The organism is Cellulomonas sp. PS-H5, from assembly GCF_019265565.1.
In the GTDB taxonomy this organism is placed as follows: domain Bacteria; phylum Actinomycetota; class Actinomycetes; order Actinomycetales; family Cellulomonadaceae; genus Cellulomonas.
In genome coordinates this window covers 172,317-190,567 of sequence record NZ_JAHVCI010000001.1, presented here as the reverse complement: position 1 = coordinate 190,567, position 18,251 = coordinate 172,317, and the positions used below count along the sequence as shown (strand labels likewise).

The 18,251-nt window shown below is 66.4% G+C and carries 18 protein-coding genes and 2 pseudogenes; 14 read left to right on the top strand and 6 right to left on the bottom strand.

The genetic code is table 11. The features are described from left to right. Positions 1–11: 11 nt before the first annotated feature. The gene (locus tag J5O08_RS00835; protein ID WP_308281223.1) at positions 12–374 is read right to left on the bottom strand and encodes a GAF domain-containing protein; all 363 of its coding nucleotides are present in this window, start codon (positions 372–374) and stop codon (positions 12–14) included. A gap of 1,641 nt (positions 375–2,015) precedes the next feature. Between J5O08_RS00835 and J5O08_RS00830 the strand changes: the two genes are divergently transcribed. Continuing rightward, positions 2,016–2,672, top strand: a complete 657-nt coding sequence (locus tag J5O08_RS00830; protein WP_218704948.1) for a DUF4839 domain-containing protein — start codon at positions 2,016–2,018, stop codon at positions 2,670–2,672. Between the two features lie 109 nt (positions 2,673–2,781). On the opposite strand, the gene J5O08_RS00825 is transcribed toward J5O08_RS00830, so the two are convergent. From J5O08_RS00825 to J5O08_RS00810, 4 genes are all read right to left on the bottom strand, one after another. Further along, on the bottom strand, positions 2,782–3,108 hold the full coding sequence (locus tag J5O08_RS00825) for an Lsr2 family protein (protein WP_218704947.1): 327 nt from the start codon (positions 3,106–3,108) through the stop codon (positions 2,782–2,784). A gap of 1,353 nt (positions 3,109–4,461) precedes the next feature. Continuing rightward, positions 4,462–5,208 carry a hypothetical protein gene (locus J5O08_RS00820; protein WP_218704946.1) on the bottom strand — a complete coding sequence of 249 codons (747 nt, stop codon included), beginning with the start codon at positions 5,206–5,208 and terminating at the stop codon, positions 4,462–4,464. Between the two features lie 59 nt (positions 5,209–5,267). Beyond that, entirely contained in the window at positions 5,268–6,071 is an 804-nt protein-coding gene (locus J5O08_RS00815; RefSeq protein WP_218704945.1) for a DUF2690 domain-containing protein, read from the bottom strand. A 276-nt stretch (positions 6,072–6,347) separates the two neighbouring features. After that, positions 6,348–6,626, bottom strand: coding sequence for a helix-turn-helix domain-containing protein (locus J5O08_RS00810; RefSeq protein WP_218704944.1), 279 nt, complete (start codon positions 6,624–6,626; stop codon positions 6,348–6,350). Between the two features lie 341 nt (positions 6,627–6,967). Between J5O08_RS00810 and J5O08_RS00805 the strand changes: the two genes are divergently transcribed. The 4 genes and pseudogenes from J5O08_RS00805 to J5O08_RS00790 all read left to right on the top strand — a co-directional run bounded on the left by J5O08_RS00805 (position 6,968) and on the right by J5O08_RS00790 (position 10,687). Then, a complete protein-coding gene (locus J5O08_RS00805; protein WP_218704943.1) occupies positions 6,968–7,690 on the top strand; it encodes a hypothetical protein in 723 nt (240 codons plus the stop codon). Between the two features lie 92 nt (positions 7,691–7,782). Beyond that, on the top strand, positions 7,783–8,628 hold the full coding sequence (locus J5O08_RS00800) for a hypothetical protein (protein WP_218704942.1): 846 nt from the start codon (positions 7,783–7,785) through the stop codon (positions 8,626–8,628). A 278-nt stretch (positions 8,629–8,906) separates the two neighbouring features. Continuing rightward, positions 8,907–9,131: pseudogene (locus J5O08_RS21830) on the top strand (class F sortase); the annotation flags it as partial. Positions 9,132–9,454: 323 nt separating this feature from the next. Next, the gene (locus J5O08_RS00790) at positions 9,455–10,687 is read left to right on the top strand and encodes a hypothetical protein (RefSeq protein WP_218704940.1); all 1,233 of its coding nucleotides are present in this window, start codon (positions 9,455–9,457) and stop codon (positions 10,685–10,687) included. On the opposite strand, the gene J5O08_RS00785 is transcribed toward J5O08_RS00790, so the two are convergent. Then, entirely contained in the window at positions 10,666–11,160 is a 495-nt protein-coding gene (locus tag J5O08_RS00785; RefSeq protein ID WP_218704939.1) for an NUDIX domain-containing protein, read from the bottom strand. The genes J5O08_RS00790 and J5O08_RS00785 overlap by 22 nt on opposite strands. A 464-nt stretch (positions 11,161–11,624) precedes the next feature. Between J5O08_RS00785 and J5O08_RS00780 the strand changes: the two genes are divergently transcribed. The 9 genes and pseudogenes from J5O08_RS00780 to J5O08_RS21825 form a co-directional block, all read left to right on the top strand. Beyond that, on the top strand, positions 11,625–11,840 hold the full coding sequence (locus tag J5O08_RS00780) for a hypothetical protein (protein ID WP_218704938.1): 216 nt from the start codon (positions 11,625–11,627) through the stop codon (positions 11,838–11,840). A gap of 5 nt (positions 11,841–11,845) precedes the next feature. Beyond that, a complete protein-coding gene (locus J5O08_RS00775) occupies positions 11,846–12,040 on the top strand; it encodes a hypothetical protein (protein WP_218704937.1) in 195 nt (64 codons plus the stop codon). A 275-nt stretch (positions 12,041–12,315) separates the two neighbouring features. Further along, complete coding sequence (locus J5O08_RS00770; protein ID WP_218704936.1) at positions 12,316–12,981, top strand: MT-A70 family methyltransferase; 666 nt, start codon at positions 12,316–12,318, stop codon at positions 12,979–12,981. 72 nt (positions 12,982–13,053) lie between these two features. Continuing rightward, positions 13,054–13,188: a hypothetical protein gene (locus J5O08_RS20645; protein WP_255589024.1), complete on the top strand. Its 135-nt coding sequence runs from the start codon at positions 13,054–13,056 to the stop codon at positions 13,186–13,188. 31 nt (positions 13,189–13,219) lie between these two features. Continuing rightward, positions 13,220–13,417 carry a hypothetical protein gene (locus J5O08_RS00765; protein WP_218704935.1) on the top strand — a complete coding sequence of 66 codons (198 nt, stop codon included), beginning with the start codon at positions 13,220–13,222 and terminating at the stop codon, positions 13,415–13,417. Further along, positions 13,404–15,548 (top strand): type IV secretory system conjugative DNA transfer family protein, encoded by a 2,145-nt coding sequence (locus J5O08_RS00760; protein ID WP_218704934.1) that lies wholly within the window; start codon positions 13,404–13,406, stop codon positions 15,546–15,548. Before J5O08_RS00765 ends, J5O08_RS00760 begins: the two co-directional genes overlap by 14 nt. 166 nt (positions 15,549–15,714) lie before the next feature. Further along, positions 15,715–16,515, top strand: a complete 801-nt coding sequence (locus J5O08_RS00755) for a replication-relaxation family protein (protein WP_218704933.1) — start codon at positions 15,715–15,717, stop codon at positions 16,513–16,515. 20 nt (positions 16,516–16,535) lie between these two features. After that, on the top strand, positions 16,536–16,988 hold the full coding sequence (locus J5O08_RS00750; RefSeq protein WP_218704932.1) for a hypothetical protein: 453 nt from the start codon (positions 16,536–16,538) through the stop codon (positions 16,986–16,988). Then, positions 16,972–18,144: pseudogene (locus J5O08_RS21825) on the top strand (recombinase family protein); the annotation flags it as partial. The gene J5O08_RS00750 and the pseudogene J5O08_RS21825, both read left to right, overlap by 17 nt. Positions 18,145–18,251: the final 107 nt, after the last annotated feature.

Genomic DNA, 18,251 nt, shown 5'->3' with positions numbered 1-18,251 from the left:
CGGCGGGGCGGCTAAGCGGGGACCGAGGCGCCAGGGAGGACGCCCACGTTGCGGATCTTCTCGGCGACCACTTGGGCCAGCGCATCGACGGCGAGCAGCGCGTCACGATCCCAGGGGTCCAACGCCTCCGCGTAAAGGTTGAGCGCGACCGTCGTGTCGTTGTCGATGACCGCGGGGAGCGCCGCGGCCGACCGGAAGCCGGCGTCCAGTGCGACGGTGCGCCATGCCGGCCAGCGCTCATCGGCTGCGATGTCGAGCACCAGCTCTCCGCGGAGCTGCTGGATCGCGGTGACACACGGACCCTCACCGACAAGGACTTCGGTCTGGTCGCACCGCGGCGCGCAAACTGCTGCTGGCGACGTACCTGAGCAGATGGTGCTGACGAAGGATGAGGCTGCACTCCGTCGGGGTGTCCAGCAGGTCGGCCGCCTGGACCGCGAAGGCGTCGAGAAACGTGAACGCGTCGTCTCGGTCGAGAATTTCAGTCACGGCGCCCCCTAGTCGAAGCACAAAGTCTCGCACGCGAAACCGAGGCGGCCGGTGGACCTTGTGCCCTCGCCTCAAGGCTTCGATTTGGCCTAGATGATGCGAGCGCGGTGCCGGGTCTGTCCTGCCGCGTCGTGATCACTTGTCCAAGAGCCGTGAACTCGTCTACCCAGGGAGCGAAGGCTAGGACGTGCGAGCTCGCTCAGCGTGTTTGGGAAGGGTGGTTCGAGTACGTGCTCGCGGGCGACAACGGCTCCGGAGATGTTCACCAGACTCAGACGCCAGGAGGTGTGCCCCTCGGGAGCAGGCTGGGGCGCGTGGAGCACGACGATGCAGATGGTTCGAGCCACGGACGGGCTCAAGTCAGCGATGCGCGGCGGGCCGGTGGCCAAGACGAGGCTCCTTTCCAGACGAGGCGCCTTCGATTGTTGTCCTGTCAGGAGACACCCGTGAGGTCCTCGCGGGTGAAATCACCCGGCCCCGCCGACTGTCGCCGACCCGTTCACGCCTCCCGGGCGTGCTCCTCGGTGATCTTCGTCCTCACCACCGCGATCAGGATCGAGCTCGAGGACTCTCTGACGACGGCGCAGTACCGCTCCCGGCTCATCGCAGTCAGTTACCGGCCGCCGCGAAGCCGCTCGATGAGCGCGCGGGATGCGGCCTCGCTCCGCGCACCTGCGACATGTGCGTCGAGGATCTACCGGTGTTCGTCCGCACGCGAGCTCCACGACCGAGCGGGCCCTCTCGCGTGAGGCACATCCGAGCCTCGCCTGACCCGATACCCCCGCCTCAGACCCGCAAGCCGCCTCGGATCTGCCACTCGCGTGCGCGTCGACCCGCCGGCCGCTTCGAGGTGAGGTGCCATGCACCGCAGCGTTGGCACGGATGCACAGCGACCGGACCACGGCGCCCGAGCGCCTTCATCCGCGGTCGGATAAACGCCAGTGCACGGGCAGCGGCGCGGGGCGTGGGGTACGGGATCTTGTTGCAGGGCACAGAGCCGCTCGCGAACGTGCGGGGCGCGCGCCGGCTTGCTACCGGTCCGCACCTGGGCCTGCCTCATATGCGCGGCGCCTCGGATGGGCTCGTGGCCTCGAATGTCGCGAGCATAGTGGCGGCCGTGTCTCGCTGTCACGATGCTTCTGCATCACCTTGCGGTTGGAGCCCCCTCGCCGTTGTCGAGGAACGGGATCCGGTACAGGCGCGCGAGCGCTATGTCGAGCTCGCGGGACCACGCGTGAACGGCCTCGACCTAGGCGGAGCGGCGGGCCGCGAGGGATCGGTCACCCACGAGGTCGACCAACCGCAGGCCGAGGATTCGGCTGAGAGCCCAGTGCACCCGCCTGAGCAGGATCTCCGAGGTGCCACGCTGGGGCTCATCGCGCAGTCGGCGGATGCCGATGGGGTACGAGAAGTAACGTCGGATCGAGAGGTACGTGATGCGCCCGAGCCGTCTCCTGACCGTCTGCGCTGTGACCCTTGGGGTCGCCGCGTGCGGGGCCGAACAGGACGCCAGACAGATGCCAGACGTGACCGGACAGCAGCTCGACGCAGCGCTATCCGCGATCGAGAGTGCCGGATTCACCGACGATGTCGACGTCGAGGGTGGCGGCGTGTTCGGCGTCGTGGACACGTCGAACTGGCAGGTGTGCGAGCAATTCCCCGCAGCCCGAGAGCCCTTTACCGGCTCGCCGCGCCTGACCGTCGACCGCAGCTGCGACGACGGGACCGACGCGTCGCCCACACCCGACGACGAGACCTCCGAGCCCGCGGTGGAGGCGGCAACGTCGGCACCATCCGTGGTCACCGCAGCAGCGGACCCAGCCTTCGCCGCCATCCTGGTCGAGGGCGACTACTGCAGCGACGCGATCGCTCAGTTCGCCGACGAGCGCGCGGGCCAGACGATCGAGTTCGATGGCAGCCTCGTCGCGATCAACAACCACGACGGCTACACCACCCGGTACGACATTCTCATCGCTGCCGGCGACTACAACGAGACCTCCCAGCCGGGGCCCGCCTTCCAGTTCTCCGACGTGAACACCACCTCCGACATGCACTGGGCCAACGACAACATCACGAGCACCGTCGGCGTAGGCGACAACCTGCACCTCGTCGCCACGATCGACACGTTCGAAGCGGACAGCTGCCTGTTGAGGATCAGGCCGGTGGCAACCTCATTCCGGTAGCGTCGTACCGCGTCAGGTGCTCGCAACGCGTCGGGCAACTCCCGCTGGGCTGGATGCGGCACCTCAGCACATCCCCTGGCCGCGCTCGGATGCCCGCTCGGAGTAGAAGTCAGCCGTTCGCAGCTCGGTACTGCTCGATGACCGTGCCCGGGATGCGTCCACGCTCCGGCACATCGATCTTGTTGTCCACAGCCCACGCCCGCACAACCTTCGGGTTGTAGTCACGCCCGACACCGCGCCGCGGTGCGGTGCGCGACGACGCCGAGACGCGTCGGCCTGCCGTCTGGAAGGAGGAAATCGCCTCGCGCAGCGCCTTCGCGTTCTTCTCGTTGAGGTCGATCTCGTAGTTCACGCCGTCCAACGCGAAGCTGACCGTCTCCGCCGCCTCACCACCGTCGACGTCGTCGGTGAGCTGGACAATAACCTTCTGAGTCACGGGATCTCCTCCGAATCTGTGCGCGGATCGGCGCAGAATCACAGCATAGACGGAACTGGACCCACCGCCCGTCCTCAGAGCATGCAACCGGGCGATCGGCGCTAATCAGAAATCGTCGGGGCGAGGCCGTGCTCGCTGACGCCAGAAGCACCCGCGGCGGATTGCGAGGGCTGGCCCAAGGGGCGACATAACTCGCGCCGGGCACGTCTCTGGCCCGGAACATGAGCGACCAGGTAAGAGTACTAGGCAGGTGCGGCGGGCCGCGCCATGATTGGTGGGCTGGGGGTGCGTCCCCTGCGCCGCGCCCCCAGCTGCCACACATGCGCCGTGCGCGAAGCACGGCGAAGTCGAGCCGTCGCGGGATGTCCACCCCGGCCTCAACGCTACTGACTCGGGGGTCTTCACCTATTCGAGTGGTCCCAGGTTTTCCTGATGCGTCAGGCCCAAGATGTGGGCATGGAGTGGCGCACCCGCGGTGAGACCTCGATCGGACACGCTTCCGGCGTGCGGTACGTCGTCTCTCAGGACGTCCTGGGCTGGTACTTCTCTTGGGAGTTCGATCCGTCGAGCCTGGGCGCGCCGGGGACCGTCACGTGCCGCTTCGACACCCTCGAGCTCGCGCGGGACGCCGCTGGGGAGCACTGGCTTACCCACTAACGCGTCACTAGTCGCCCAGCACCAGTTGCTCAGGCAACGGAGCACCAGCTGTTCAGCTACGGAGCGTGTCACGGCACGATCGCGAGGCCCGTGGCGGTGTGCGGTCGATGCGCCCTGCGACGGGTGTCCAGACCACGAGACCGCGGCCGGTTCTCGAGAGGGCAGTGCCACGCCCTCTTGTCGAGACAGGTTCCGATCGAGTTGGCTAGTCGAGACGGGCGCCGAGCTATCACAAGAGGAGTGGCCGTGGGACCGTCAGACCCCTCCCGACGCTCACCGGAGATCGACCAACTGGGCGACACAGTGTTCGGTGGTGCACGAGTCGCCATGCTCCACTGCGACCGGGTCGACGACGCCCACGCCGTGTGGGCGCTGACCCTCTTGGAGTTCGACGGCTCGCCGGTGGCGCGACGGGAATTCCATATGGCTGCCGATGGCCGGGCTCCCATCACGGACGCGGAGGCCTACCTACTCAGCATGGGCGCAGTCGTCGCAGGTGGGTGGATGTCGAGTCCGGATCTCGCTTGGCCACGGCGCTATGCAAGAGTCACCGTTCCTGGGCGACTGGAGTAGCGCGTTCTTCATCGCGACGTCATTCCGCTGGACCGAGGATTTCGACACCTTCGACGCAACAACGCCGGCCGTCGTCCTGACCGCCTGGGTCGTGTAGTCGCGCGTACTAGAGACAGCCCTTAGTTATGGATTGCAGCCGCCGACGTCCGCGGTGGCAACTGACAGGTGAAGATCTCCGCCGTTCGCGAGCGCACAACCCGTCCCGCCCTCACGACCCATCGCGATGACCGCCGGCGTCTGCAAGGCTGCGACGACCGCGTCAGCATCCGCCTCAGGGACAACGATGGAGACCGTGATGTTGCTGTTCATGTCGAGTCTGACCACGCCCGTTTCTCCGATCGCCAGCTCGTCGGAGTCGCCCGCGCCACCTTGCGGCACGGTCGACAGGGTGCACCACTGGTCTGCGCCGTGTGCGGGGTCGTTCGACCCGAGGCCCTGCCGCACCAAATAAAACCCGACCGCGCAGACCGGGCTGTCCACGGGCCACAGCGGCTCGACCGCGAACCTGGGATACGGCGCGTTGCGTTCGGGCGTTGCGTTGGTCGCGTCAGCCCTCACGTGCCACTTCCAGGAGATCAGCGCCTCACCAGGCTTCGCGTTGGCAACGTCCTTGCTCGCCTCGACCTTTGCTTGCGTGATCGCAACCTCGTACTGGTATCCGTCTCCGTCTGCCCAGGAGTCAGTCAGGATGACCGGCTGTGCCGGCTGAGTGGAAGTGACCACCTCAGGCTCTGCAGAGACGGTCTCAGACGGCGACTCCGCAGAAGACGTCCAGTCGTCGACGGGTTCCTGTGGCGGCGCCGAACTGCACGCCGCAAGTAGCGCGACGCTGAGAACACCAACTGTCACCCTGCGGATCGCTCGCAGCATCTCTGCTCCTTCTGTTAGCGCGTGTCTTCCATATGCGTGGCCGTGCGGCTGCCGGGGTTCTAGACGCATACCGGGGCGCCCAGATCGAGGCTTTCTCCATCGACGGTGATCGACCCGCTCGCGCAGAGCCGCGTCTGCGGCGTCTGCCGCACTATGAGTGTCGTGTAGGCGCTCTGCGCGTCGGGTTCGGTGGTGTCCTGCCGATCGTCGGCGTCTGGCGCGATCTGTCGGTAGACGCTGGCGGACACGGTGTTGCCCGCAGACGCGTCGTCGTAGCGGGTGATCCGCGCCCAGGCGGCGTGGCACGCCTCGGAGTAGATGAGCTGCAGCTGGGTGTCGCGCTCCCGCGTCTCGCTCGCGACGACCGCGGCGTCATCAACGCACGGTGTCGTCGCCGGATCCGTTCCGTTCTCGACAGCGAACTGCGGTGCGGTCGCGTCCACCTCGACCGGGCGCCATGCAACCCATGCCCCGCCGAGTGTCAGGACGGCGGAGAGGACCGCGCTGGAAAGAGCCAGCCAGATCGCCGTACGCCGGCGCACTGTCACGGGACGCCTCGGGTCGGGGCGACGCTCCGCGCGCAGCGTCGGATCAAGGCGCCGCCTTCGTTCGATCCACGCCCCTACATCCGCATCGAGGGCGTACGCGAGCCCTTCGATCGTGCGCTCCGTGGGTAGCGCCTTGCCGTTCAGAGCATCCGAGAGGACGGACTTCGAGATTCCACTCTTTCGGTCAAGGGCGGCCAGCGTCGGGTTGCCCGCACGGCGACGAAGCTCGCGCAGATCGGACGCGAACTGCTCAAGCGTGTCGTCCGCATCCAGGGTGGACGCACCTTGATCCTCACGAGCGGTCTGCTGCGTCACTGGTCTCCTCGGAGCTCCCGGGTCGGCGTCGAAAGCGGCGCCGCGCCAAGAAGTACCAGATCACAGCGCTCCGAAGTGTCCGTTCGGGCTCGGACGGCACCAGAACGCCGACGACTGCCGTCACCGTGGTCGGCGACGAGCCCGCCCATCGGACCAAAGGCCCCCAATGCGACCCACCGCTGCCCTCCGGCACCGAGCGACCGAGTCCGTCGAATTGCGGAGCGCAGCCCGCATCCGATTCGAGGTCGACCCCGCGTGAAGCGGTACGAGACCCTGCTAACGACCCGCCCTCATGTCGGGCGGGTCAGGCGGGATGAGCTCCCCGACTGTGGTGTCGAGGACCTGGGCGAGCGCGATGAGGTTCTGGATGGTCGGGTTCGCGACGCGCCCCGTCCTCGAGGCACCTTGCTCGAGTTGCTGGTAGTAGCCACGCGTGAGGCCGGCAGCGTTCGCCAGGCGCTCTTGGGACAGGCCGACCTCGTGGCGGCGCCGGTTCAGCGCGATCCCGAGGCGGCGGGCATAGTCCGCCCACTCGTCGGTCTTCGCTCCGGTCACCGATCAACCGTGACCTCTACGAACACTAGGAGTTGCACGCTATAGCGTGCATACTCTGGCACGCACGCGTCGCCCGTGCACGTCAGGCGACGGGTCCTGCTTGAGATCCGCGCCGGTGACACCGTCGCCCGCGCAGAAAAGGGGAAGCCATGCCACTGCCTAACGGAACCCTGTATGCCCGCCCGAACCGAGGTGACCGGGCGAGAACAACAGCCGCCGTCGCGCTCGCTTCGATCAGCCTGCTTACGGCCTGTACCTCACCGGCCGCTCCTTCGGACTCTGGCGCCGCACCGGCGCCTGCCGAGACCACTGCTGGCGGGCTGAGTGCTCTTGATGCGCAGGTGACCTGCCTCGAGTACATGTCGCTTGGGCCGGTGGAGCAGATGAATACGGTTGCGTCCGTCGCGGGTCAACCCGAGGTCGACCAGGTCCAGGCGAACGCGGTCGCGGGCGTCTGCCGGCGGGGCGAAGCTGACACGCTCGCCACGGCCGTCCCCACGGGTCTTGATGAACTCGCTCGGTTCCATCAGCTCGCGCCGAGCCTGACCCGCGAGAGCCGGTCGACCACGCGCGAGGTCGACGGGTACAGCCAGACCCTCACGCTTGAGCTCGGCCCAGTGATTCCGGGCGACGAAGTCTCCCTCACGTCGCTCTCGTGGGCCGACGTCGGCGGGACAGGCGAGTTCCCCTGCCAGGACTTCGAGAACGTCGACATCGGGCACATCACGGCGGAGACCGCCGGCTACGCCTTCGGGACAGTGACGGTCACCAACGACACCCCGGACTTCCCCGCCCGCGAAGAGATCTACCAGTTCTCGCGGGCCGGCACCGCCATCGGGTACGGCTTCAGCGACGGTGCCGTCTGCCGCAGCGCCGCAGGAGGAGGCGACTTCCTCAAGCCGAACTGGAGCGACGAGACGTGGGGCCCGGTCCCGGTGGTGGTCGCGATAGAGGGCTATCGCTCCCCCGACCACCCCGAAGGCGACGCGGAACTCCTCACCAGGCCCTTCGGAATCTTCCTCTCAGACCTCGCCCTGCCCCTGCGCGCCTGGAACCAAGACTGATCAGCTTTCAGCGACGCCTCGTGCGAGAACGACCCGCTTCGCTCGCATCGCCATCCGCCGATCTCCAAGCACACCACCCACCAAGGACCCCCATGCGGCGACAGAACCCGTCAGTAACGAACACCCCCGTGCAACTCGCGAGGCCTGGCCGTGCCGCCCCGAGGGCCAGGGCACTCGGAGTCGCGGCGGTCGCCCTTGTGCTCCAACTCCCACTCGCGGCCTGCTCTGAGCCTGCTTCGATCCCTGAAGCTGGTCACATCCCGACTACTGTTGCGGCCGCACCCATCTCGACCCCGAGCTTCGCGAGTCCGGACGAGAGGATAGTCGAGCCACCCATCGACGCGGGTGACTCGATCGCCCAGTTCACCTACGTGGACAGCGCCGGCGTCGAGTGGGAACTGCGCCCCACCTTCTACTGGCAGGGCGAGTGGGAGGTCTTCGAGAACGGTGGCACGTCCCGCGCCTACAGCGCAGCCCTCGAAGTCACCAATCTGTCGGACATCGAGGGAGATTTCGAACGAGTCTCGAAAGACGCGATGGTCCTCTTCGGACCGGTCTACCGATACGACCCCGCACAGCCGGGGCTCTGCAGCGAACCGGCCGCCAGCATCATGCTCACAGGGCCTGACAGGAGCGAGTTCACCGGGAACTGCATGATCCAAGCCGGCCTGAACACCGCCGAGTTCAGTCGCCAAAACCCCCGAGGGATGTCGGCAGTGGCTCCCGGCGAGCTCGTAGTCATCTACATTGAGGACAGCGTGGCGTTCCGGGACGTCGCGTCGACCGCGATCCTCGCGCCCGACAATCTCGCAACCGAGATCGCAGCAGTCGTCCCCGACGCAGGTTGGGTGAGCACCTGCCACGAGAGCAAGTTCGGCCACCAGATCTTCTACTCCCAGACCCCACTGTCAGGGTGCGTGGACCCCGACGCAAAGTAGGGCGGACCTCCGATCGCTCACGATCTCCGGGATCGCCTCTGGATCTCAGACCGCAGGAGTACACCGCAGCACCGAACTCGACGGCGCTCACGGCGGATGGGCCGCCCTCTCCCCCGAACAGGATCCAGATCCCAGCGCTCGGCACCGATACCGAGGTCGATGAGCACACCGACGAGATCGTCGCTGCAGCCGACGGGTGGGTGAATGCGCCTCACCGGGATGTCGTCGCGCGGTGGTGAGGCGGAGGCGCGCCGGCAGAGCCTGCGGATCACACCGTCTACCTCTACGGCCACGTGTCCCGGCTCGAGGCGGTGTTCAACGCGCTCGCTCAAGCAGTAGCAGGGGACGAAGTCCAGGTAACGACTCAGGCGGGGACGCTGCGGTATCAGGTCATAGAGGCCCTGCCGCCTGTCCTTAAGGAAGACCTCCCTAGCACTCCCGAGGTGGCAGACGCCGTTCCGGGCCGGCTAGTGCTGATCGGGCGCCACCGAGACGAGGACTAAGGCGCGCGCCCGACCGCTATCAACACGGTGATCATCGCTGAAGCCAGGGGCACTTGATCGGTAGCACCTAGTACTGGATTCTTCGCTCAGCAGATAGCCTGCGCTCGGGACAACCCGAAGCCGGGTGGGGATCCACCCCGAACCGGGCGGCAGCCCGGACGTGCATCAACACGGGGCGATGGAGCACAGCGAGGGGGTCGAGCATGCCACCGCGACCATACCGATGGTTCGCCGAGCGAGCTCAAATAGCGAACCGCACTCTGCTGCGCGCTCAGGATCACACCGGAGGATGGGGGCTGACACTGACGCAGGCTTCGTCTATTGTGAATACCTCGGAGGTCCTCCAGGTATTCGCACTGACCGGAGTGCCGTGTGACGACCGGGTGATGCGCGCAATCCGCTACATCAACAATAATGTTCGCGACCACACCAGACTTCGCCAAGACGGCGGACGCGGGCGAAACGCACGATTTCCCATATTTGCCCTCTCGGGGATTTCGCAGTACGCCCAATCGCTGGTAGATCCGGCTTCGGTTGACACAATCGAGTGGTGCATGGACTGGCTCGAAGCGAATCGTGTTCGTGATGGTTGGCCCGAGCTGCAGGGCGGCGGCGATACCTCGATCCACCAAACCGCCAACGGTCTGAGCGCGATTTCAGTTACCTACAGGCGGATCAACGAGATGACCGCCACCATCGGCGAGGCGCGCGCGAAAAGACTAAGGCACCAACTAGCCGAGATCGCTCAGTTCGCAGCGAAGGGTCTTCTCAGACACAGACGGCCGGACGGCCTTTGGCCCCCCTCTACGTTCGCATCACATGGGGCGAGCCCCGCAAAGACTGCACTCTCAATCCTTGCTCTGCGGTCACTCCAAGACGCTGGACTTGACTTCATCCTCGAACCGCGCTTGCGCGAGACGCTACCGCAACTCGTCGAACAAAGCGCCATCCGACTGACGCAAGACCATTCCCGGTGGGAACACTACGTCGAAAGCGATCCGGAAGTGCCCGGAACCGTCTGGCAACACCCGTCGTACGCGATGTGCCTAGCGGCAACTTGTAGCGCAGGCGTCCACCCGGGTCACCGGTCGCTGAGCGCAGCCTGGCGCGAATTGGACAAAGGATGGTCGAATTCCGCTCGCATGTGGGTTGAACCGGGCGGTAATGCAACGATTCGCGCGGCTTTCCACGCGACCCGCGCTTATTTCCAGGTTCGCGAGGCGCCACTAGATGGCGGAGCCGTTGAGGGTGCCTTGAAGCCCCTCGTATTTCAGAGCGCGCTCGAGCCACCGTCTACCGTGACCATCGCGACAGGCGGCCACCGATTCGAGGCACACCTCTCCCCGAAGATGTTTCAGCTTGCGGAGACACTCGTCAACGCGCCTCTCGGGCTGCAGAGCCGCGAAGTCGCTTCGGTCTTGCTCATATCGCAAGGCGGGGTTTCTCGGTACATTGGCCGCCTAAACGATGCGATTGGTGAGCAAACCAACTCACTCGTTACGAAGTTCGTGGAGTTCGATCAGAAGAGCGGTCGCTATCGCGTCGCATCCGGGTGATGGCGAAGCGCGTACGTCGCGACCGACCTGACCTGATCGAATGTCTGCAGTTCACTGAGTTCTGAGATGCTGAAGAACCTGGCAGCATGGACCTCGGAAATCTGGGGCACTACCTCGTCGCGACGTTCGGCGCGCCTTCGGACGTAGTAGAATTGCACGATCGTAGGAACAGCGAACCCCTCGAGCTCCAGGTCCGTATAGAACGGCAATGGCAACGCGCAGGCGTTACTGTCGGCCGGATGGATCTCGGATCCCGCGCCAACGACGTCGACGTAGATTCCCGTTTCCTCCTGGAACTCGCGCTCTGCGGCCTCAGCGAACGTCTCGCCCGCCTCGATATGCCCGCCAGGCGGCACCCACTTGTCGAAACGATTGTGATGCACCAGTAGCACTTTCTCATCTTCGACCATGTAGCCAGAGCAGACGAGATTAAACCCAAAGTCTGCCCCCGCGACTGCGATTCTACTTCTCATGTCGTTATTCTATCTCAATTGCGGGTCACCGTGCAATAGGCTGACATGTCAGGCCTGATGTCAGCGGGACTGTCATCCACTGTTCTCCGTGTCGGTACTGCACGCTGGTTTGACCAGTTCAGTACGAATCGGAGGATCACATGGCGATTGACTACGGCATGCTCGAAGGCGCGGTCGGGTCCGGCTTCGCACCCGATCCGAACTTTGATCCGGTCTACTCACGGTTCGCCGAGGCGACCAACCTCGACGCCGCGGAACCGCTCTCACCCGACGGGAGCTCAGTGGATGTCGCTCCGTCCGGTGGAGATGTATGTAGCGCAAGCACTACTAGCAGGGAGTCGTGACTTGAAATGGTCGATTCCGGAGACCTTGTGCCGTTCCAGCGCCCTTCTTCAGCGCTGACTCGTCGGGTCCAGCAGCAGTTGGCCCATCTCATGGCCGAGACCGGCCTATCCCAAGCTCGCGTGCAGTCCCGGGCCGAGATCGAGGCCGCCCGCGCCTCCGCGGTCGCGCAGGTCGGCCAGCGGGCGATGACCGAAATCGCGATGCTGACCAAGCTCGAGCGAGACTTGGCGGAGACCGTCCCGGCTGCCCAGGCCCGCCTGGTGGCGATCGGGGACCTGACGCAGATCGCGCTCGGGTCGGTCGTGATGAACGCTGCCCGTCGGCTCGGGAGCTGAGCCCCATGGGGACGATCATCGTCGTCGCCGGCATCGCCCTGCTGATCGGGCTCGTCATGGGAGCCCTGTGCCGACCAGCGGAGCGTACAGACCCGGAGGCGCTCCGCATCCTGGTCGAGCAGCGGATCGCGGACTGGCGCATGCAGCAGATCACGGCTCAAGCCCGTGAGGCGATGCGCAGGGCTGCAGAGAAGCCGTAGGCCATCGGCCGCAGCCGGCCTCGACAGCCGGCTGCGGCCGTGTCCCGGGGATCTCCTGCGACACCGATCCCGGTTCCTGTCGTCGATCTGACAACACCGCCTTTTGGCACACCGGGTCGGTTCGTGCTGCCCTCGCGGCCCGGTGTCGCATCGACGGCCGAAGGGCCCGTCACTGGGGTGTTATTCCTGACGCCAACGGTGCTAAATAGGGCTCAGACGGCACCGCTCGGCGTCGTCGCTTTTCTACCACTTCATGTTCGAAGGAGAACTCTGCCATGACCGAACACGATCACCACAACCACCCCGACAAGACCCCGCTTCCGGGGACATTCACCGCCATCTACGCCGATCCACCGTGGTCGGTTGCCCAGATCGGGGAGCAGGGCGCAATCAAGCACTACGACCTCATGACCAACCGCCAGATCCTGGAGATGGGTCCGGCCGTCCGCGAACTCGCTGCCGATAACGCCTTCTGCTTCCTATGGGTGACCACGGCCACCGTCCCGCTCGGGATCGAGGTCCTGGAAGCCTGGGGCTTTCGCTACACGTCGTTCTACTTCTGGGCCAAGCCGCGCTTCACGCTCGGCAACACCTTCCGCAACGCCGGCGAGCTGCTGCTCCTCGGCGTGCGAGGCAAGGGCACGAGGGTCGCGTTCCGATCTCAGCCGAACTGGGGCTTCCACGCCCTGCAGCAGCATTCTCACAAGCCCGAAGAGATCCACCAGATCATTGAGCGCATGGTCGGCGGTGACGGGCCGTTCCTGGAGCTGTTCGCCCGCCGCAACGCGCCCACGGACAAGCACTGGGACATCTGGGGCAACGAGTGCGACGCGACCGTCTCCCTGGCGCGCTGGGGCTACCCCGTGCCCGCCGACATGTCGCCAGACGCGGCGAGCATCACCGCCTCGAGCACAAGACCCGCGGTGAGGGCCGCCCGATGAGAGGGGTGAAGCATGCCGGACGGTTCGCCGCCGAGCTCATGGACGACGCGGCTGCTGAGGGCGAGTACGCAGTTGCTGCTCGCCGTCGTCGTCCTCGTCATCGCCATCGAGCTGCTCGCCCGGATCTGGGTCGCCCTGCTCGCGATCGCGGTCACCGGGGCCGCCGTCGCGATGGGCGGCTGGTGGTGGCGTCGACGGCAGTGGTGACGCGTGCCGGCCGTCGTGAAGGAGGCCCGCGATGAGCCCGCACCGGCGCCCAACGCCGCGGACGTCGCGCCACCGGATCGTGCCGGTCTGGCGCGAGGAGATCGACCGCGAGGCCTTCGCTCGCGCCCTCCTGATTCTCGTGATGCATCTTGACGAAAAGGAGAAAGTCGCTCATAAACAATTGGAGAAAAACAAACACCGAGAGGGGGAATCCGATGAAACAGGGTAGTCAGAACATGCAGTGGCGGGAAGTCGTGTGGCAAACCGCACTCCCCCGGCAGGCTGCGGCTGACGCCCTAGAGCAGTTGGCCGCCTCCCCCGAACTCGGAACGATCGCTCTCGAACTACGAGCGGTCGCAGACGGCGCCCGCTGGCTCATCGGAGCGGTGCCGGCACAGCTCGACGCGGTCAGTGCGCTCGTCACCGATCATCTGCCTGCACGCACGCACGTCCCGCGCCGAGTTCGTCGGGCGGTCGAACAGACGGGACGCCTTCGACTCACCGGCGCCCACCTCGCGTTGTCACCGGACCGGGTCGCCGCCGCCGTCCGCGGTCTCTTCGGCGCGCTGACCCGCCTTGAAGACCGCGAAGAGGTGGTCGTGCAGCTACTCCTCGGACGCCGCCACAGCGGCCCCCTCCATCGTGAACCTTCATCACGGGCGTGGCTCGACCTTGTCCTCGGATCACCGACAGCCGGACCGAAGGGACTCAACGGCTCCAACACACGTCACGACGGGTTGCACGGGTTCTCGGCAAACGTCCGTGTTGGCGTCAGCGGCGCCACCGCGTCAAAGGCTCGGCATCTCGCGCACCAAGTGCTCGGGGCACTTCGGGTCTTGGAGACCGCCACGTCGCGCCTTCGCCTGGACCAGGAAACCCCGTCCTACCTCGACCATGCACGCCGCCCATGGCGGTGGCCGCTCACACTGTCCTCAGCCGAGCTCGTCGGCCTGACCGGCTGGCCGGTCGGAGAACCGCCTCTGCCGCTGCTCGGGCCGGCGCACCCGCGCCAGGCTGTTCCGCAGGTTCCGCTCGTCGCAATGGACCGAGTCTTTGGGCATACCGCAGCCGCAGGGCACCCCTCCCAGCCGGTAGGGCTGCCCATCCGCGACGCGGCCTTTCACACGCATCTGCTCGGACCAACAGGCTCCGCGAAATCCACGGTCATGCTCTCGATGATCACCGCGGACATGGCAGCAGGGCGGGGAGTGCTCGTCCTTGACCCCAAGGGCGACCTCGCGACGGATGTCCTCGCCCGAGTACCAGCGGCGCGTCGAGACGACGTCGTCGTGCTCGACCCGACCAACGTCGCGCCCGTCGGGTTCAACCCGCTGCGTGGCCCCGCGCGTCAGGAGGCCGTCACCGCCGACACTTTGCTGTCAACGTTCCAGTCGTTGTTCGCTCAGCACTGGGGAATCCGCTCCGCTGACATCTTGACCGCAGCGTTCCTGACGCTCGCCCGCGTGCCCGGCGCCAACCTGCTGTGGTTGCCACCTCTGCTGACCGACCCGGCCTTCCGCCGCCGTGTCCTCAGCCAGGTTGTTGACCCGCTCGGGGTGGGGGCGTTCTGGGATCGCTACGAGGCCAAGAGGCCAGACCAGCAGGCCGAGGAGATAGCGCCCGTCCTGAACAAGCTGCGTCAGCTAATCCTGCGGCCGGGTCTGCGCGCCGTGCTCGGTCAGTCCGAGCCGACGTTCGACGTCGGCGAGCTCTTCACCAAGTGCCGCATCGTGATCGTGAACCTCAACCGGGGACTCCTCGGAGCCGATGCCGCACGCCTGCTGGGCACACTCCTGCTCGGACAACTGTGGTCACGGATCCTGGCTCGCCAAGCCTCACCGCTGACCCACCGGCACATCGTCGGCATCTACATCGACGAGGTCCACGACTTCCTCGACGGGCTTCCCGGCGATCTGTCCGACGCGTTCGCCCAGGCCCGATCACTGGGTGCCTCGTTCACCGTGGCAAACCAGTACCTAGCCCAGTTGACACCCGCGATGCGCCAGTCCCTCGAGACCAACGCCCGTTCCAAGATCTACTTCGGCCTGGGTGGCACCGACGCCGCGACGGCGGCCCGCAACGCGCCCGGGCTCGAAGCCCAGGACTTCATGCTCCTGCCACCGTTTCACGCCTACGCCCACCTTATTCAGGCCGGGCGCCCGACCGGATGGTTCCTGACCGCCACCCATCAGGCGCCACCTGCGACCGGCGATGGCGCCGACCTCTATGCCGCTTCCCACCAGCGCTACGGCGTGCCTGCGAGCCAGACCGAGCAGGCGATCCTCGACCTCATCAACCCCGTCTCCGCGAACCCGGAGCCTCTGGAGGACGACGCACCGATCGGGAGAGTCCGCCGATGATCCGCCGCACTGGGGAGCAGACGACGAGACGTACCGACAGACGCATCGCCGCGCTCACGATCCGGCGTTCTGCCCGGTCACGCGACGGTCCGCAGCGAAAGAGGGAAGCGACTGACCCCACCACGTGGAGTCACCGCCAGCCGGCTGCCACCCCAGGAGCCGAGTCATGACCGCACCGTCACTTCCGGATCGCCTCGGGGACGATCTCTCTCATCCGATCCATGCCGAACTCCTGACGCTGGTCGGCCGGTTCCGGTTCGCTACCACTCGACAGTTGGCGCGCGTCACTCGACCCGCCTACCGCAGCAGCCGCTCCGCGTTGCGCCAGACAGCACGACACCTCGTGTCCCTGAACCGAGCCGGACTCGTCTCCCACCTCGAACGCCGGGTCGGCGGTTGGCAGGGCGGCTCACAGGCCGCCGTCTGGGCACTGACGACCCGCGGGCACCGCACCCTGACCGGGTCCCGTTCTCGGCAACGCCCCCAGCTGACGTCGACGACGTTCCTGGCACACCTACTCGCCGTCACCGAGACCCAGGTCCTGATCACCGAGACCGTCCGGGACCTGCCGGACACGACCGCCCAGGTCACCGGCGAGCCCCACTCCTGGCGCCGGTTCCTCGGCCCGCACGGCCAGCCCGTGTCGGTGCGCCCCGACCTGCACCTCACCGTCAAGTCCGAGCAGTACCGCGATGACTACTTCCTCGAGATCGACCGCGCCACCGAGAATCCCGCTCGAGTGATCGCGACTTGCTGGACCTATCAGCGCTACCAGCGAACCGGCACCGAACAACAGACATCAGGTGCGTTCCCGGTCGTCGTCTGGCTCGTGCCCTCCACCCGCCGCCGCGAGCAACTGCGCCGGCACCTCGGCGCGGAGCCCCACCTGCGGGCCGACCTCTTCCTCGTCATCACGCCCGACGAGCTCCCCGAGCTGCTCCGCTCCGGACCACCCACCACTACCTGACCCCCTGAAAGGAGGACCCCATGGAGCACCTTCACTCCCACGACTCCGGGCCGCGACACCGCGCGCCCGAACACCCACCCACATCCACCGCGACCGACGCGGCCGAACTCGTCAACCGCGCGATCGACCGCGCTACGAGTGAGACGGCCCGCCGTCGCCTGGTCAAGTTGTATGCCGAACACGGCCCACCGTTTGCGGCGTTCACCACACTGCCCGACGTCGACGTGAACGCGGAGACACTCGAGCTCGACTTCCTCGACAGCCACCACGGCTCGTTCGCCACCCCGGAAGCGCTCGTCGCCGAGCACCTGGACGCCATGGGCTGGACTGAAGCGCTCGCCGCTTTCCGGCGCACCTGGGCCATCCCCGACGGCTTGCTCACCTGGGACCAGACCGCGGCCTTCCGGGGGATCACCACGCACCTGTACGACGTCGTGGAGGCCGGAGGTCTCATCCATGCCTTCGCCCGATGACCTCAACCACCGTGGAGCACCTGTGGATAAACGTGCTGGTCAGAGCGATTTCGCACTGGACTCTTCGGGAGAAGAGAGCATGAATGGAGACATGCCCTTCACAACAACCACCCCCACACCACCTGGCGCCGCCGTCGACCCGCTGGCCGCGCTGACCTCGCAGTTCACGATCAAGCGTGCCGTGTCCTACCTGCGGGTCTCCACCCGCGAACAAGCCGAACGCGGCGGCCGCGAAGAAGGCTTCTCGATCCCCGCCCAGCGAGAGGCGAACAAGAAGAAGGCCACCGCCATGGGCGCGAAGGTCGTCAAGGAGTTCGTCGAACGCGGCGCCTCCGGCACCACGACCCGCCGCCCGGCACTGCAGGAGATGCTGCGCTACCTCGACGAGGAAGGCGAGGGGATCGACTACGTCATCGTGCACAAGCTCGACCGGCTCGCCCGCAACCGCGCCGACGACGTCGCCCTGAACCAGCGCTTCGACGCCCACGGAATCCGCCTGGTCTCCACCAGCGAGAACATCGACCAGACCCCCGGCGGGATCCTGCTGCACGGCATCATGTCCTCCATCGCGGAGTTCTACTCCCGCAACCTCGCCGGCGAGGTCATCAAGGGCATGAGCCAGAAGGCCGCCAGCGGCGGCGTCATCACCCGCGCACCCCTCGGCTACCTCAACACCCGCCGCATCACCAACGGCCGCGAAGAACGCACCGCCTCCCTCGACGAGCAACGCGCGCCACTGATCCGGTACGCGTTCCAGGCCTACTCCAGCGGGGACTGGTCCCTGAAGACCCTGACCCGCGAGCTCAACGAGCGCGGCCTGACCACCCTCGCGACCGCCCGGACCGCCTCAGCACCGGTGCAGGTCCGCACCGTCCACGGGATCCTGACCAACCCCTTCTACACCGGCGTGATCACCTACCGCGGGGTGACCTACCCCGGCCAGCACACCCCGCTGGTCGACCCCGGCACCTTCGAGACCGTCCAGACCATCCTGCACGGCAAGCTCGCCGGGGAACGGGTGATCACCCACGACCACTATCTGAAGTCCACCCTGTTCTGTGGGCAGTGCGGGTTCCGGATGATCGTGCAGATCACCACCAACCGCCACGGCACCACCTACCCCTACTACGCATGCCTCGGCCGGCACTCCAAGCGCACCACCTGCACCCTGCGCTCCATCCAGATCGACCACGTCGAAGACCTGATCACCGATCTGTATCAGCGCATCGCCCTCACCGCCGAGTTCCGCGACGCCTTGGAAGA